Consider the following 15688-nt stretch of genomic DNA (forward strand, 5'->3'; position numbering starts at 1 on the left):
ACGCTGAATGCGCGAAAGGCTGTTTTGGCGCGGGCGTTTGGGCTATGCTATGCGGATCTGAAACACCACATCTAGAGCTACGTTTGTAGCTGTATTGAAAACAGGACCACTGGCTGCCATGCAAGAGCAATACCGCCCGGAAGAGATAGAATCCAAAGTACAGCTTCACTGGGATGAGAAGCGCACATTTGAAGTTACCGAAGACGAGAGCAAAGAGAAGTATTACTGCCTGTCTATGCTTCCCTATCCTTCTGGTCGACTACACATGGGCCACGTACGTAACTACACCATCGGTGACGTGATCGCCCGCTACCAGCGCATGCTGGGCAAAAACGTACTGCAGCCAATTGGCTGGGATGCGTTCGGTCTGCCAGCAGAAGGGGCTGCGGTTAAAAACAACACCGCACCAGCACCGTGGACGTACGACAACATCGCATACATGAAAAACCAGCTCAAAATGCTGGGTTTCGGTTACGACTGGAGCCGTGAGCTGGCGACCTGCACCCCGGAATATTACCGTTGGGAACAGAAATTCTTCACCGAGCTATACAAAAAAGGCCTGGTGTACAAGAAAACGTCTGCTGTCAACTGGTGCCCGAATGACCAGACCGTACTGGCGAACGAACAGGTTATCGACGGATGCTGCTGGCGTTGTGATACCAAAGTCGAGCGTAAAGAGATCCCGCAGTGGTTCATCAAAATCACCGCTTACGCTGACGAACTGCTGCGTGACCTGGATAACCTGGATCACTGGCCTGACACCGTGAAAACGATGCAGCGCAACTGGATTGGCCGTTCTGAAGGCGTAGAAATCACCTTCGATGTGAACGATTACGACAACACGCTGACCGTTTACACAACCCGCCCGGACACCTTTATGGGTGCGACCTATCTGGCCGTTGCCGCAGGTCACCCGCTGGCGCAGAAAGCCGCTGCAAATAACCCGGAACTGGCCGCCTTCATTGACGAATGCCGCAACACCAAGGTTGCTGAAGCCGAAATGGCAACCATGGAGAAGAAAGGCGTCGACACGGGCTTTAAAGCCGTTCACCCGCTGACTGGCGAAGAGATCCCAGTTTGGGCAGCAAACTTCGTCCTGATGGAATACGGTACGGGCGCAGTCATGGCCGTTCCGGGCCACGATCAACGCGATTACGAGTTTGCGACTAAATATGGCCTGACCATCAAGCCAGTAATTCTGACCGCTGAAGGCGCAGAGCCGGATCTGTCCGAACAAGCTCTGACCGAAAAAGGGGTGCTGTTTAACTCCGGTGAGTTTGACGGCCTCGACTTCGAAGCAGCCTTCAATGCCATTGCTGACAAGCTGGTGGCTCTTGGCGTGGGTGAGCGTAAAGTAAACTACCGTCTGCGTGACTGGGGTGTTTCCCGTCAGCGTTACTGGGGCGCGCCGATTCCGATGGTGACATTGGAAGACGGTACCGTACTGCCGACGCCAGAAGACCAGTTGCCGGTTATTCTGCCGGAAGACGTGGTTATGGATGGTATTACCAGCCCAATCAAAGCCGATCCGGAGTGGGCAAAAACCACCGTTAACGGCATGCCTGCACTGCGCGAAACCGACACTTTCGATACTTTTATGGAATCCTCCTGGTACTACGCGCGCTACACCTGCCCGCAGTACAACGAAGGGATGCTGGATCCAGAAGCTGCAAACTACTGGCTTCCGGTTGATATCTACATTGGTGGTATTGAACACGCCATCATGCACCTGCTCTACTTCCGCTTCTTCCACAAGCTGATGCGCGATGCGGGTATGGTCAACTCTGACGAACCGGCTAAACAGCTGCTGTGCCAGGGTATGGTGCTGGCCGATGCGTTCTATTACGTTGGTGCAAACGGTGAGCGTAACTGGGTTTCTCCGGTTGATGCCATCGTTGAGCGCGACGAGAAAGGTCGTATCGTCAAAGCTCAGGACGCAGAAGGCCATGAACTGGTGTATACCGGCATGAGCAAAATGTCCAAGTCGAAAAATAACGGTATCGACCCGCAGGTTATGGTTGAACGTTACGGCGCCGACACCGTACGTCTGTTCATGATGTTCGCTTCTCCGGCTGATATGACGCTGGAATGGCAAGAGTCCGGCGTTGAAGGGGCGAACCGCTTCCTGAAACGTGTCTGGAAGCTGGTTTACGAACATACCTCCAAAGGTGATGTAGCTGAACTGAACGTTGATGTGTTGAGCGAAGACCAAAAAGCGCTGCGTCGCGACGTGCACAAAACCATTGCTAAAGTGACCGATGATATCGGTCGTCGTCAGACCTTTAACACCGCAATTGCGGCGATTATGGAGTTGATGAACAAGCTGGCGAAAGCACCGCAGGAAGACGAACAAGACAGAGCCCTGATGCAGGAAGCGTTACTGGCCGTCGTTCGCATGCTGAACCCGTTCACCCCACACGTTTGCTTCACGATGTGGCAGGCGCTGAAAGGTGAAGGCGATATCGACAACGCACCGTGGCCGGTAGCTGACGAAGCCGCAATGGTTGAAGACTCGACGTTGGTTGTTGTTCAGGTGAACGGTAAAGTCCGTGGCAAAATTACCGTTCCGGTAAATGCGACAGAAGAACAGGTTCGTGAACGTGCTGGCCAGGAGCATCTGGTGGCAAAATATCTTGATGGCGTTACCGTACGTAAAGTGATTTATGTACCGGGTAAACTCCTCAATCTGGTCGTTGGCTAAGCGCGGGAGGAAGCGTGCGACTTCTGACAACATTGTTGTTATCTCTGGCGGTGCTTGTCACCGCCGGGTGTGGCTGGCATCTGCGTAGTACTACGCAGGTTCCACCCTCAATGAAAACCATGATCCTGAACTCTGGCGATCCGAACGGCCCGTTAAGCCGTGCGGTCCGTAACCAGCTGCGTCTGAACGGTGTGACGCTGCTTGAAGACGGTACAATGCGTAAAGATGTGACGTCTTTACGTCTTGGCGCGGTCAGCATTTCGCAGGATACGGCGTCGGTATTCCAGAACGGTCAAACGGCTGAATACCAGATGGTGATGTCCGTAAGCGCTACCGTGCTGATTCCAGGACATGATATTTACCCTATCAGCGCAAAAGTTTATCGTTCGTTCTTTGACAACCCACAGGCTGCACTGGCGAAGGATAACGAGCAGGAGATGATCGTAAAAGAGATGTATGACAAAGCGGCTGAACTGTTAATTCGTAAGCTGCCAAGCGTACATCTGGCTGATACTCTGTCATCCAATGCTGATGATGATGCTAAGCCAGCTGCGACAAAAGCCGCAGAGCCTGCGTCATCTCCGGCGCGTGTCTCCACCACGCTGGGTAACTGATGCTCAAGTTGTACCCTGAACAACTCCGCGCACAGCTCAATGAGGGGCTGCGCGCGGCGTATTTGCTCTTAGGTAACGATCCCCTCTTATTGCAGGAAAGCCAGGATGCCATCCGTCAGGCTGCTGCCACACAAGGGTTCGAAGAACACCACGCCTTCACTCTAGACAACAGCACCGACTGGGGAGAGATTTTTTCACTCTGCCAGGCGATGAGCCTGTTTGCCAACCGTCAAACCCTGCTCCTGCAACTGCCTGAAAATGGCCCCAATGCCGCCATTAACGAACAGCTCGCTTCACTCGTCACACTGCTACATAACGACCTGCTACTGATTGTTCGTGGTAACAAGCTGACTAAAGCGCAGGAAAACGCCGCATGGTATACCGGACTTGCCAATAATGCGGTGCAGGTCAGCTGCCAGACGCCGGAGCAAGCACAGCTCCCACGTTGGGTCGCCGCGAGGGCTAAACTCAATAACCTGCAACTGGATGACGCAGCCAATCAGCTGTTGTGCTATTGCTATGAAGGTAACCTGTTAGCACTGGCGCAAGCGCTGGAACGGTTAGCATTGCTTTGGCCTGATGGCAAACTAACGCTGCCTCGCGTAGAAAAAGCCGTTAACGATGCGGCGCACTTTACCCCGTTCCACTGGGTGGATGCGCTGCTGATGGGCAAAAGCAAACGCGCGCTGCACATTCTGCAACAGCTACGTCTGGAAGGCAGTGAGCCGGTTATTTTGCTGCGTACGATACAGCGTGAATTGCTGTTGCTGGTCAACCTAAAACGGCAGTCGGCGAATACCCCCTTGCGCACGTTGTTTGATAAACACCGGGTGTGGCAAAATCGCCGAGGCATGATGGGTGATGCGCTAAACCGGCTGAACCCGGCGCAGCTGCGTCAGGCGGTAACGCTGTTAACGCGTACGGAAATTACGCTTAAACAAGACTATGGTCAGTCAGTGTGGGCGGAACTTGAGGGACTGTCCCTTTTGCTCTGCCATAAATCACTGGCCGATGTTTTTATTGATGGTTGATATGAAATCATTGCAGGCTCTGTTCGGCGGCACCTTTGATCCGGTGCATTATGGTCATCTTAAACCGGTTGAAATTCTGGCGAATCTGATTGGTCTTTCCCGGGTCATCATCATGCCCAATAACGTGCCGCCGCATCGTGCGCAGCCTGAAGCGTCCGGTGAGCAACGTAAGCGCATGGTTGAACTGGCCATTGCTGATAAACCGCTGTTTTCCCTAGATGAACGCGAACTGAAACGCGACACGGCCTCCTACACCGCGCAAACGCTAAAAGAGTGGCGCGAGGAACAAGGCCCGAATGTGCCGTTAGCGTTTATCATTGGTCAGGATTCGCTGCTGACCTTCCCTTCCTGGCACGACTACCACACGATTCTGGATAATACCCATCTCATCGTATGCCGACGTCCAGGTTATCCTCTCGAAATGACGCAGGAAAAGCACCAGCAATGGCTGGAAGATCACCTGACTCATTCGCCGGATGACCTGCACAACCTGCCTTGCGGGAAAATCTACCTGGCCGAAACGCCGTGGTTCAACATCTCCGCCACGCTCATTCGCGAGCGACTGGAAAAAGGCGAGCCGTGCGACGACCTGATGCCAGGCGCAGTGCTTGACTATATTAATCAGCAGGGGTTGTACCGCTAAGCGTGTTGTTTAATGCCACCAGCAGGCGGTCATTTTCTTCCTGACTGCGAACAGCAACTCGGTAATAACGCGCGTCCAACCCAGGGTAATTGGCACAACTGCGAATCAAGACATGCTGTTCCAGCAACATCCGTTGCAAATCAATATCCGCGCGATCGCAGCGTAATAAACGATAATTTGCCTGGCCGGGATACACCGTCAGGCCGGGCAGGTTTTGTAGCTGCTGCTCAAACCGCGCTCCCTCTTGTTCCAGCCATTTCCACGTCGCCTGCTGATAAGCGCTGTCGCGTAAAATAATCTCGCCAGCCAGAGCAGCAAACGCATTAATTGACCACGGCATTTGTCGGCTGCGCATTTGTACAACGGCCTGCTCGTTACTGTTGACCAGATACCCCAGACGCAGCCCCGGTATCGCATAGAACTTAGTGAGCGAGCGCAGCACCCAAATATGCGGGTTATCCCGAAGTAGCGGAATAAACCCCGGCTCCCCGGCAATAAAATCGATAAACGCTTCATCAAGGATCAGATTGATCCCAAGCCGCTCACAACGTGAGGCAATCTCACGTAGCAGGCGGTTATCCGGTAGTAACCCGGTGGGGTTGTTGGGCGTGCAGAGAAACAGGCAGTCCAGCTCTGAGGTTAACGCATCGAGGATCGCATCGGTAAGCTGCCAGCCATCGTCTTCGCGCAGCGCAAACTCATGGATCGTACAGTCTCCCCATTGCAGCGCCCGACGATATTCAGCAAACCCAGGCGTCACGATCATCGCGTGACGTGGCTTCAGGCCATCTACCAGGGTAAAAATAGACTCGGTCTCACCGTTTCCGGCCAGGATCCACGAGGCCGGAATCTGATGATGCTCCGCCAACGCTGCATGCAGTTGCGCGTAATCGACATCCGGGTAACGCTCCGCGCAGTCCATATTATCGATAATTGCGCGTTTTAAACCTGCTGGCATACCCAGCGGATTAATATTCGCGCTAAAATCCAGCAATTGCTCAGGCGAGACGCCCAACAGTTCGGCGGCTTCTCGGGTATTACCACCATGCGCGCTCTTCAATAAAGACATCGTGCCGCTCCACGTAAAAAAAGGTATTTTAGTGAAAAATCTCTGCGCAATCAGGGCAAACATCATGTTTTGTGCGAATAACCCCAAGAGGAAAAAATGAGACTCTGGTTGGTACGTCATGGCGAAACCGAAGCCAACGTCGCGGGTTTATATAGCGGCCACGCTCCCACACCACTAACAGAACGGGGAATAGCTCAGGCGCAAACGCTGAGTACGCTGTTACGCAATGTGCCTGTCGACAACGTTCTGTGCAGCGAGCTGGAGCGCGCCCGCCATACAACGCAGTTGATCTTAGGCGATCGCGAGATTCCTGTGCGTAACATGCCTGAGCTCAATGAGATGTTTTTTGGCGACTGGGAAATGCGCCACCATCGCGATCTGGCGCGCGAAGACGCCGAAAACTACGCCGTGTGGTGTAACGACTGGCAGAACGCGACGCCCACTAATGGCGAAGGTTTTCAGGCATTTTCCCTGCGCGTGGAACGCTTCATTGCTCAACTCGATGATTACAAAATGTGCCAAAACCTGCTGGTGGTGAGCCATCAGGGTGTACTGAGCGTGTTGATCGCCCGTTTGTTGTCCATGCCGGCAGCAGCAATGTGGCATTTTCGCGTCGAACAAGGTTGCTGGAGCGCGATTGATTTTTGCGACGATTTTGCGGTTCTGAAAGTACTTAACAGCCGGGCTGTATGGCACGACGGAGAGTGAAAGCACTGTTTTTTCTGCCGAAGGGCTTCTCTCCCATTGACACCCCATGACAGGCTGTTATTCTCCGCAACCTGACTTTTCCCGCCCTTCAGAGCTTTGCAGAAATTGTTTTACAAAAATGGCGATGCATTCTGCGGCGTGGGGTGGGATGATAGCGCACTTCACAAGCGCTTTCGGAGACATTTGTCCCGATATCGCCTCTGGTTCAGGTATACTAACAGACGTTTTTAACTCTTTTCACCCAGGGGGAACACTTGCAGGGTAAAGCACTTCAGGATTTTGTAATCGACAAAATTGATGACCTGAAAGGTCAAGACATCATCGCCTTAGACGTTCAGGGCAAATCCAGCATCACTGATTGCATGATTATCTGTACTGGCACGTCCAGCCGTCATGTAATGTCTATCGCAGATCACGTTGTTCAGGAGTCCCGCACTGCTGGTCTGCTGCCGCTCGGCGTAGAAGGCGAGAACGTCGCAGACTGGATCGTCGTTGACCTCGGTGATGTGATTGTCCACGTGATGCAGGAAGAAAGCCGTCGCCTGTATGAACTGGAAAAACTCTGGAGTTAATGCGTGAAGCTGCAACTTGTCGCTGTTGGTACGAAAATGCCTGACTGGGTGCAAACCGGTTTTACGGAGTATCTCCGTCGGTTTCCGAAAGATATGCCCTTTGAGCTGATCGAAATCCCGGCAGGAAAACGCGGCAAGAACGCGGATATTAAACGCATTCTCGACAAAGAGGGTGAACAGATGCTGGCTGCCGCAGGCAAAAACCGCATCGTCACCCTTGATATCCCGGGCAAACCCTGGGACACGCCGCAGTTGGCGACCGAACTGGAACGCTGGAAACTGGACGGTCGTGACGTCAGTTTGTTGATTGGTGGGCCGGAAGGTCTTTCTCCTGCCTGTAAAGCAGCAGCAGAACAAAGCTGGTCACTCTCAGCGTTAACCCTTCCTCACCCTCTTGTTCGGGTTCTGGTTGCGGAGAGTCTGTACAGGGCGTGGAGCATTACCACCAACCATCCTTATCACCGTGAGTGATCATTGATTCTTGAGTAGATTAAGCAGCGGATGAAACTACAGAATTCTTTTCGCGACTATTCGGCTGAGTCCGCGCTATTTGTGCGCCGGGCGCTGGTCGCTTTTTTGGGGATTTTGCTGCTCACCGGCGTGCTGATCGCCAACCTTTATAATCTGCAAATCGTTCGCTTTACTGATTATCAGACTCGCTCGAACGAAAACCGCATCAAACTGGTGCCTATCGCCCCCAGTCGCGGCATCATTTATGACCGAAACGGAATTCCGCTCGCCCTTAACCGCACCATTTATCAGATAGAAATGATGCCAGAAAAGGTCGACAACGTTCAGGATACCCTCGACGCGCTGCGTAACGTCGTAGACCTGACGGACGATGACATTGCCGCTTTTAAAAAAGAGCGCGCCCGTTCACACCGTTTCACATCCATTCCGGTAAAAACTAACCTGAGTGAAGTTCAGGTCGCACGCTTTGCCGTTAATCAATATCGCTTTCCTGGCGTCGAAGTTAAAGGTTATAAACGCCGCTACTACCCCTACGGCTCTGCGCTGACCCATGTCATTGGCTATGTATCAAAAATCAACGATAAAGACGTAGACCGCCTGGACAAAGACGGCAAACTGGCTAACTACGCGGCGACACACGACATCGGCAAGCTGGGTATTGAACGTTATTACGAAGATGTACTTCACGGCCAGACCGGTTATGAAGAGGTTGAGGTGAACAACCGCGGCCGCGTCATTCGCCAGCTGAAAGAAGTGGCGCCGCAGGCCGGGCACGATATCTATCTCACCCTCGATTTGAAACTCCAGCAGTACATTGAAACGCTGCTGGCAGGCAGTCGCGCCGCCGTGGTGGTTACCGACCCGCGTACCGGCGGCGTTCTCGCGCTGGTGTCCATGCCGAGCTACGACCCGAACCTGTTTGTCGATGGTATCTCCAGTAAAGATTACTCTGGGTTGCTCAATGACCCGAACACCCCATTGGTTAACCGCGCCACGCAGGGTGTTTACCCACCGGCTTCGACAGTTAAACCTTACGTCGCAGTTTCTGCATTAAGTGCAGGTGTCATCACCCGCAATACTGGTCTGTTCGATCCAGGTTGGTGGCAATTACCGGGCTCTGAAAAACGTTACCGTGACTGGAAAAAATGGGGGCACGGCCATCTGAACATCACCCGTTCTCTGGAAGAGTCGGCGGATACGTTTTTCTATCAAATCGCCTATGATATGGGGATAGACCGACTTTCAGAGTGGATGAGCAAGTTTGGCTACGGCCAATATACGGGCATCGATCTTGCCGAAGAGCGCGCGGGAAACATGCCAACTCGCGAGTGGAAGCAAAAACGGTTTAAAAAACCATGGTACCAGGGTGATACCATTCCGGTCGGCATCGGTCAGGGTTACTGGACGGCAACCCCTATCCAGATGAGTAAAGCGCTGATGATCCTTATCAACGACGGTTTGGTAAAAGTCCCGCATCTGCTGATGAGTACGGCAGAAAACGGCAAGCAAGTACCGTGGGTACAGCCACACGAACCCCCCGTTGGTGACATTCATTCCGGTTACTGGGAAATCGCAAAAGACGGTATGTACGGTGTAGCAAACCGTCCTAACGGTACTGCGCACAAGTATTTCGCTGGCGCACCTTACAAAATTGCGGCGAAATCCGGTACTGCCCAGGTCTTTGGCCTGAAAGCCAATGAAACCTATAACGCGCACAAGATCGCCGAGCGCTTACGTGACCACAAGCTGATGACGGCCTTCGCACCCTATGATAAGCCCCAGGTTGCTGTCGCCATAATCCTTGAAAACGGTGGCGCGGGCCCGGCTGTGGGTACCATTATGCGCCAGATCCTTGACCACATTATGTTGGGCGACAACAACACCAATCTGCCTGCAGAAAACCCCGCGGTTGCAGCAGCGGAGGACCAATAATCGTGACGGATAATCCGAATAAAAAAACATTCTGGGACAAAATCCACATCGATCCCACGATGTTGCTTATTTTGCTGGTGCTGCTGGTTTACAGCTCGCTGGTCATCTGGAGTGCCAGCGGCCAGGATATCGGCATGATGGAGCGCAAGGTCGGCCAGATCGCAATGGGCCTGGTCATCATGGTGGTGATGGCGCAAATCCCGCCCCGGGTTTATGAAGGCTGGGCACCCTATCTCTATATATTCTGCATCATCCTGTTGGTGGCGGTAGATGCCTTCGGCGCGATATCCAAAGGGGCGCAGCGCTGGCTGGATTTGGGTATTGTGCGTTTTCAGCCTTCCGAAATCGCCAAGATTGCCGTGCCGCTGATGGTCGCACGCTTCATCAACCGTGATGTTTGCCCGCCATCGCTAAAAAATACCGCCATTGCACTGGTGCTGATATTTATGCCCACCCTGCTGGTGGCCGCTCAGCCTGACCTCGGTACCTCAATACTGGTCGCCCTTTCCGGTCTGTTTGTTCTGTTCCTTTCTGGTTTAAGCTGGCGTTTAATCGGTGTTGCGGTGGTTCTGGTTGCGGCGTTTATCCCGATACTGTGGTTCTTCCTGATGCATGATTACCAGCGTCAGCGCGTCATGATGTTGCTCGATCCCGAAACCGATCCACTGGGTGCGGGATATCATATTATTCAGTCTAAAATTGCTATTGGCTCCGGCGGTCTACGCGGCAAGGGCTGGCTGCACGGTACGCAGTCGCAGCTTGAATTTTTACCCGAACGTCACACGGACTTTATCTTCGCGGTATTAGCAGAAGAGCTGGGTCTGGTAGGGATCTTAATTCTGCTTGCGCTGTACATTTTGCTGATTATGCGCGGATTATGGATCGCTGCCCACGCGCAAACCACCTTTGGTCGCGTCATGGCAGGTGGTTTAATGTTGATATTATTCGTTTATGTCTTCGTAAATATTGGTATGGTGAGCGGTATTCTGCCCGTGGTTGGCGTTCCTCTCCCACTGGTCAGTTACGGAGGCTCGGCACTTATCGTGCTGATGGCCGGGTTCGGGATTGTTATGTCGATCCACACCCATAGAAAAATGTTGTCGAAAAGCGTGTAAGGGGTACGCAATGCGTAAGCAGTGGCTTGGTATCTGCATCGCAGCAGGAATGCTCGCGGCGTGTTCGAGTGATGATGGTCAGCAACAGGGTGCTGTCGCGCCGCAGCCTGCGGTGTGTAATGGTCCGATTGTTGAAATCAGCGGGGCCGATCCGCGCTTTGAACCCCTGAACCCAACGGCGAATCAGGACTATCAGCGTGATGGTAAGAGCTACAAAATCGTCCAGGACCCTTCCCGCTTTAGCCAGGCAGGGCTTGCCGCTATCTATGATGCGGAACCCGGAAGCAACTTAACCGCGTCTGGTGAAGCGTTCGACCCGATGCAACTGACCGCAGCGCATCCGACGCTGCCAGTCCCAAGCTATGCCAGAGTAACTAACCTGGCAAACGGCAGGATGATTGTCGTGCGCATAAACGATCGCGGCCCTTATGGCAACGATCGCGTGATTTCACTTTCACGTGCAGCAGCAGACCGTCTGAATACCTCCAACAACACCAAAGTGCGTATCGACCCGATCATCGTCGCCCAGGATGGTTCATTGTCCGGTCCGGGTATGGCGTGTACGACAGTCGCAAAGCAAACCTATGCCCTGCCCGCGCGTCCTGATTTAAGCGGTGGCGGTAATATGGGAAGTATGCCTTCGCCATCGGATGCGGGTCAGCCGCAAGGCGATATTCGTCCGATCAGCAATTCCACGCTGAAAAGCGATGATCCAACCGGTGCGCCAGTGAACAGCGGTGGATTCCTCGGTGCGCCAACCACCCTCGCCGCAGGCGTGCTGGAAGGTAGCGAGCCGACTCCGGCTCCGCAACCGACCATCACCGCACCGGCAACACCAACCGCACCAGCAGCAACACCAGCCGCCGTCGCGGCACCAGCTCCAGCGGCAGTAGCCAACGGACGTTACGTGGTTCAGGTTGGCGCAGTCAGCGAGCAGTCGCGTGCGCAGCAGTATCAAAAACGTTTAAGCCAGCAGTTTGGCGTCCCAGGTCGGGTGGTACAAAATGGCGCAGTCTGGCGTATCCAGATGGGGCCGTTCGCCAGCAAAGCTGAAGCCTCCACATTGCAGCAGCGTCTTCAATCCGAGGCGCAATTACAGTCCTTCATCACCGGCGTGTAATAACGTAAATCAGGTATCTGAATTGTCAGTTTCTGTAAATGACATTAACAAAGTCACGCGGAAAGTCAGATGCCGGCCCGTTTTGCATTTGCTATAGTAGGGCACTTTTTTTAATTTCATCACGGACGTCGTAGTTCAGACCATGAAGACCACTTTTTCCGCTCGTTTCGTGCAGCGTATGGCGCTCACCGCGGCTCTCTGCGCAGCTTCTCTCTCTGCTGCCCATGCCGATGACCTGAATATTAAAACCATGATCCCGGGTGTTCCGCAGATCGATGCGGAGTCATATATCCTGATTGATTACAATTCAGGCAAAGTTCTGGCAGAACAGAACGCAGACACTCGCCGCGACCCCGCCAGTCTGACCAAAATGATGACCAGCTACGTCATCGGCCAGGCGATGAAAGCCGGCAAGTTCAAAGAAACCGATCTGGTCACTGTCGGCAATGACGCTTGGGCTACAGGTAACCCGGTCTTTAAAGGTTCATCGTTGATGTTCCTGAAACCTGGAATGCAGGTTCCTGTTTCCCAGTTGATCCGTGGTATCAACCTACAATCCGGGAATGATGCGTGTGTGGCAATGGCGGACTTCGCAGCCGGTAGCCAGGATGCTTTCGTCGGTCTGATGAACAGCTATGTGAACGCGCTGGGCCTGAAAAACACCCACTTCCAGACCGTTCATGGTCTCGATGCTGACGGTCAGTACAGCTCGGCTCGCGACATGGCGATGATTGGCCAGGCCCTGATTCGTGACGTGCCTAACGAATACTCTATCTATAAAGAAAAAGAGTTCACCTTTAACGGTATTCGTCAGTTAAACCGTAACGGCCTGCTGTGGGATAACAGCCTGAATGTCGACGGTATCAAAACCGGTCATACCGACAAAGCTGGCTATAACCTCGTTGCATCCGCAACCGAAGGTCAGATGCGTCTGATCTCTGCCGTCATGGGTGGCCGCACCTATAAAGGTCGCGAAACCGAAAGTAAAAAACTGCTGACCTGGGGCTTCCGTTTCTTTGAAACCGTGAATCCACTGAAAGTCGGTAAAGAGTTTGCTTCAGAACCGGCCTGGTTTGGTAACACCGATCGTGCATCGTTAGGCGTAGATAAAGATGTCTACCTGACTATTCCGCGCGGCCGCATGAAAGATCTGAAAGCAAGCTATGTGCTGAACACCACAGAACTGCATGCACCGCTGCAGAAAAACCAGGTTGTCGGCACCATCAACTTCCAGTTGGATGGCAAAACCATCGAACAGCGCCCGCTGGTAGTCCTGCAGGAAATCCCTGAAGGCAACTTCTTTGGGAAAATCATTGATTACATTAAATTAATGTTCCATCACTGGTTTGGCTAAAAATCGAACACTTGAAAGTGTGATTTACGTCCCCATATACTAGGTATCCAGATAACTCCCACACGCTGTGGGAGTTATTATTTATTGATGTAACGCCGGAGCTGACATGAAAACCAAACTTAACGAACTGCTTGAATTCCCTACTCCATTTACTTACAAAGTAATGGGGCAGGCGTTGCCTGAGCTGGTTGATCAGGTGGTTGAAGTGGTACAGCGCCATGCGCCAGGTGATTACTCTCCGACGGTAAAACCGAGCAGCAAAGGCAACTACCACTCGGTCTCAATCACTATTACTGCTACACACATTGAGCAGGTTGAAACGCTGTACGAAGAATTAGGCAATATCGATATCGTACGCATGGTACTGTAAAAACCTGTTGGTTACCCGCTGCATCCCCGCTCGGGTAACCCCTCCCTCCTGTGATATACTTTTCCCCCTCTTTTATATTCTCTACTCTATGTGAGTATCTACGGAGATGCCGTTTTGTATCAGGATAAAATTCTGGTCCGCCAGCTCGGTCTTCAACCTTACGAGCCAGTTTCTCTGGCCATGCATGAATTCACCGATACCCGCGATGAAAACAGTTATGACGAAATCTGGCTGGTAGAGCATTATCCTGTTTTTACCCAGGGTCAGGCAGGTAAAGCAGAGCACGTACTGATGCCGGGCGATATTCCGGTGATCCAGAGCGATCGTGGCGGCCAGGTGACCTACCACGGGCCGGGCCAGCAGGTCATGTATGTGCTGTTGAACCTGAAGCGTCGCAAACTTGGCGTTCGTGAACTGGTTACGCTGCTGGAACAAACTGTCGTCAATACACTTGCGGAAATCGGCATTGATGCCCACCCGCGAGCCGATGCGCCTGGCGTATACGTCGGGGAGAAGAAAATCTGCTCTTTGGGATTACGTATTCGTAGAGGATGTTCGTTTCACGGCTTAGCGCTCAACGTGGATATGGATTTGTCGCCTTTCCTGCGTATCAATCCTTGTGGTTACGCCGGAATGGAGATGGCGAAAGTATCGCAGTGGGATAGCGCAGCCACGACCGAGAGCGTTCGCCCACGCCTGCTGGCCAACATATTAGCGCTGTTGGGTAACCCACCGCACGAGTACGTTGCAGACTGAAAATACGGTCATACTTTGCCACGGCAAATGTTGTGGCAAATGGCACAAAACAACAACTATTTTACATTTTGCCAGCCTGTCAGGCTGCTTTCTGGCCCGTTTCAATGATATACTGCGTATCACTAATTCAAAAATAGTTGATAAATGCAACATTCCCTTGAATTGAAACGCTTTCCTTCGTAATTCGCAACTGGAACACGCAAGCTATGAGTAAACCCATTGTGATGGAACGCGGTGTTAAATACCGCGATGCCGATAAGATGGCTCTTATCCCGGTAAAAAATGTGGCAACAGAGCGTGAAGCCCTGCTGCGTAAACCGGAATGGATGAAAATAAAACTGCCAGCGGACTCCACTCGCATCCAGGGCATCAAAGCGGCAATGCGCAAAAATGGCCTGCACTCTGTCTGCGAAGAAGCTTCCTGCCCTAACCTGGCTGAATGTTTCAATCACGGAACCGCAACCTTTATGATCCTCGGCGCAATCTGTACCCGCCGTTGCCCATTCTGTGACGTTGCCCATGGCCGTCCGGTTGCTCCGGATGCTAACGAGCCGTTAAAACTTGCTCAGACGATTGCTGACATGGCGCTGCGCTATGTCGTCATTACCTCCGTTGACCGCGACGATCTGCGTGACGGCGGCGCTCAGCACTTTGCTGACTGTATCACCGCTATTCGTGAGAAAAGCCCGTCGATTAAAATCGAAACGCTGGTGCCTGACTTCCGTGGTCGTATGGATCGCGCGTTGGATATCCTCACCGCCACGCCGCCAGACGTGTTTAACCACAACCTCGAAAACGTACCGCGTATTTATCGCAATGTACGTCCGGGGGCGGACTACAACTGGTCGCTGAAGCTTCTGGAACGTTTCAAGGAAGCGCACCCGGAGATTCCGACTAAATCAGGTCTGATGGTTGGTCTGGGCGAAACCAATGCAGAAATCATTGAGGTCATGCGTGACCTGCGCAGTCATGGCGTGACCATGCTGACGCTGGGGCAGTATTTACAGCCAAGCCGTCACCACCTGCCGGTTCAACGCTATGTAAGCCCGGATGAGTTCGATGAGATGAAAGCCGAAGCTATGGCCATGGGCTTTACCCATGCAGCCTGCGGTCCATTCGTTCGCTCTTCATACCATGCTGACATGCAGGCCAAAGGGCTGGAAGTGAAGTAATCGTGTAATACTCACTTACATATCAGCAATAAAAAAACCGGCAAATTGCCGGTTTTTTTT

The 15688-nt window shown here is 52.7% G+C and carries 15 protein-coding genes; 14 read left to right on the forward strand and 1 reads right to left on the reverse strand.

Annotated features, from left to right (window positions below; all coding sequences use genetic code 11):
* Window positions 1-118 precede the first annotated feature (118 nt).
* Genes leuS through nadD form a run of 4 tightly spaced genes read left to right on the forward strand, consistent with a single transcriptional unit; the run spans window position 119 to window position 4989 of the window.
* The gene (gene leuS, locus OGV74_RS18930) at window positions 119-2701 is read left to right on the forward strand and encodes a leucine--tRNA ligase (RefSeq protein ID WP_048998184.1); all 2583 of its coding nucleotides are present in this window, start codon (window positions 119-121) and stop codon (window positions 2699-2701) included.
* A 14-nt stretch (window positions 2702-2715) separates the two neighbouring features.
* Entirely contained in the window at window positions 2716-3315 is a 600-nt protein-coding gene (gene lptE / locus OGV74_RS18935) for an LPS assembly lipoprotein LptE (RefSeq protein ID WP_071696180.1), read from the forward strand.
* Window positions 3315-4346, forward strand: a complete 1032-nt coding sequence (holA, locus tag OGV74_RS18940) for a DNA polymerase III subunit delta (protein ID WP_003022740.1) — start codon at window positions 3315-3317, stop codon at window positions 4344-4346. Before lptE ends, holA begins: the two co-directional genes overlap by 1 nt.
* A 1-nt stretch (window position 4347) precedes the next feature.
* Window positions 4348-4989 carry a nicotinate-nucleotide adenylyltransferase gene (nadD, locus tag OGV74_RS18945; RefSeq protein ID WP_003022738.1) on the forward strand — a complete coding sequence of 214 codons (642 nt, stop codon included), beginning with the start codon at window positions 4348-4350 and terminating at the stop codon, window positions 4987-4989.
* Here the strand turns inward: nadD and cobD are convergent.
* Window positions 4964-6058 carry a threonine-phosphate decarboxylase CobD gene (gene cobD, locus OGV74_RS18950; RefSeq protein WP_003022735.1) on the reverse strand — a complete coding sequence of 365 codons (1095 nt, stop codon included), beginning with the start codon at window positions 6056-6058 and terminating at the stop codon, window positions 4964-4966. The two genes, nadD and cobD, sit on opposite strands and share 26 nt — an antisense overlap.
* Before the next feature lie 96 nt (window positions 6059-6154).
* Here cobD and OGV74_RS18955 point away from each other — a divergent pair, with 96 nt between their 5' ends.
* From OGV74_RS18955 to lipA, 10 genes are all read left to right on the forward strand, one after another.
* Window positions 6155-6766 (forward strand): adenosylcobalamin/alpha-ribazole phosphatase, encoded by a 612-nt coding sequence (locus OGV74_RS18955; protein WP_032948805.1) that lies wholly within the window; start codon window positions 6155-6157, stop codon window positions 6764-6766.
* 254 nt (window positions 6767-7020) lie between these two features.
* Window positions 7021-7338, forward strand: a complete 318-nt coding sequence (gene rsfS, locus OGV74_RS18960; protein ID WP_003022728.1) for a ribosome silencing factor — start codon at window positions 7021-7023, stop codon at window positions 7336-7338.
* Between the two features lie 3 nt (window positions 7339-7341).
* Window positions 7342-7809 (forward strand): 23S rRNA (pseudouridine(1915)-N(3))-methyltransferase RlmH, encoded by a 468-nt coding sequence (gene rlmH, locus OGV74_RS18965; RefSeq protein ID WP_003022725.1) that lies wholly within the window; start codon window positions 7342-7344, stop codon window positions 7807-7809.
* A gap of 30 nt (window positions 7810-7839) precedes the next feature.
* Window positions 7840-9741 carry a peptidoglycan DD-transpeptidase MrdA gene (mrdA, locus tag OGV74_RS18970; RefSeq protein WP_057063295.1) on the forward strand — a complete coding sequence of 634 codons (1902 nt, stop codon included), beginning with the start codon at window positions 7840-7842 and terminating at the stop codon, window positions 9739-9741.
* Between the two features lie 2 nt (window positions 9742-9743).
* Window positions 9744-10856 carry a peptidoglycan glycosyltransferase MrdB gene (gene mrdB, locus OGV74_RS18975; protein WP_086503822.1) on the forward strand — a complete coding sequence of 371 codons (1113 nt, stop codon included), beginning with the start codon at window positions 9744-9746 and terminating at the stop codon, window positions 10854-10856.
* A 10-nt stretch (window positions 10857-10866) separates the two neighbouring features.
* On the forward strand, window positions 10867-11976 hold the full coding sequence (rlpA, locus tag OGV74_RS18980; protein ID WP_003022715.1) for an endolytic peptidoglycan transglycosylase RlpA: 1110 nt from the start codon (window positions 10867-10869) through the stop codon (window positions 11974-11976).
* Between the two features lie 142 nt (window positions 11977-12118).
* Window positions 12119-13330: a D-alanyl-D-alanine carboxypeptidase DacA gene (gene dacA / locus OGV74_RS18985; RefSeq protein WP_003022711.1), complete on the forward strand. Its 1212-nt coding sequence runs from the start codon at window positions 12119-12121 to the stop codon at window positions 13328-13330.
* Between the two features lie 106 nt (window positions 13331-13436).
* Complete coding sequence (gene ybeD / locus OGV74_RS18990; protein ID WP_003022706.1) at window positions 13437-13700, forward strand: DUF493 family protein YbeD; 264 nt, start codon at window positions 13437-13439, stop codon at window positions 13698-13700.
* Window positions 13701-13814: 114 nt separating this feature from the next.
* Complete coding sequence (gene lipB, locus OGV74_RS18995) at window positions 13815-14456, forward strand: lipoyl(octanoyl) transferase LipB (RefSeq protein ID WP_003022703.1); 642 nt, start codon at window positions 13815-13817, stop codon at window positions 14454-14456.
* Window positions 14457-14662: 206 nt separating this feature from the next.
* Window positions 14663-15628 carry a lipoyl synthase gene (gene lipA / locus OGV74_RS19000; RefSeq protein ID WP_003022702.1) on the forward strand — a complete coding sequence of 322 codons (966 nt, stop codon included), beginning with the start codon at window positions 14663-14665 and terminating at the stop codon, window positions 15626-15628.
* The last annotated feature ends 60 nt before the right edge of the window (window positions 15629-15688 follow it).

Origin of the sequence: Citrobacter sp. Cf116 (assembly GCF_030336505.1) — a bacterium.
In the GTDB taxonomy this organism is placed as follows: Bacteria; Pseudomonadota; Gammaproteobacteria; order Enterobacterales; family Enterobacteriaceae; genus Citrobacter; species Citrobacter freundii.

Coding starts and splice junctions, on each gene's coding strand:
- holA (WP_003022740.1), top strand. CDS start 3,315: ATGCTCAAGTTGTACCCTGAACAACTCCGCGCACAGCTCAATGAGGGG.
- nadD (WP_003022738.1), top strand. CDS start 4,348: ATGAAATCATTGCAGGCTCTGTTCGGCGGCACCTTTGATCCGGTGCAT.
- cobD (WP_003022735.1), bottom strand. CDS start 6,058: ATGTCTTTATTGAAGAGCGCGCATGGTGGTAATACCCGAGAAGCCGCC.
- leuS (WP_048998184.1), top strand. CDS start 119: ATGCAAGAGCAATACCGCCCGGAAGAGATAGAATCCAAAGTACAGCTT.
- lipA (WP_003022702.1), top strand. CDS start 14,663: ATGAGTAAACCCATTGTGATGGAACGCGGTGTTAAATACCGCGATGCC.
- mrdA (WP_057063295.1), top strand. CDS start 7,840: ATGAAACTACAGAATTCTTTTCGCGACTATTCGGCTGAGTCCGCGCTA.
- OGV74_RS18955 (WP_032948805.1), top strand. CDS start 6,155: ATGAGACTCTGGTTGGTACGTCATGGCGAAACCGAAGCCAACGTCGCG.
- rlpA (WP_003022715.1), top strand. CDS start 10,867: ATGCGTAAGCAGTGGCTTGGTATCTGCATCGCAGCAGGAATGCTCGCG.
- ybeD (WP_003022706.1), top strand. CDS start 13,437: ATGAAAACCAAACTTAACGAACTGCTTGAATTCCCTACTCCATTTACT.
- dacA (WP_003022711.1), top strand. CDS start 12,119: ATGAAGACCACTTTTTCCGCTCGTTTCGTGCAGCGTATGGCGCTCACC.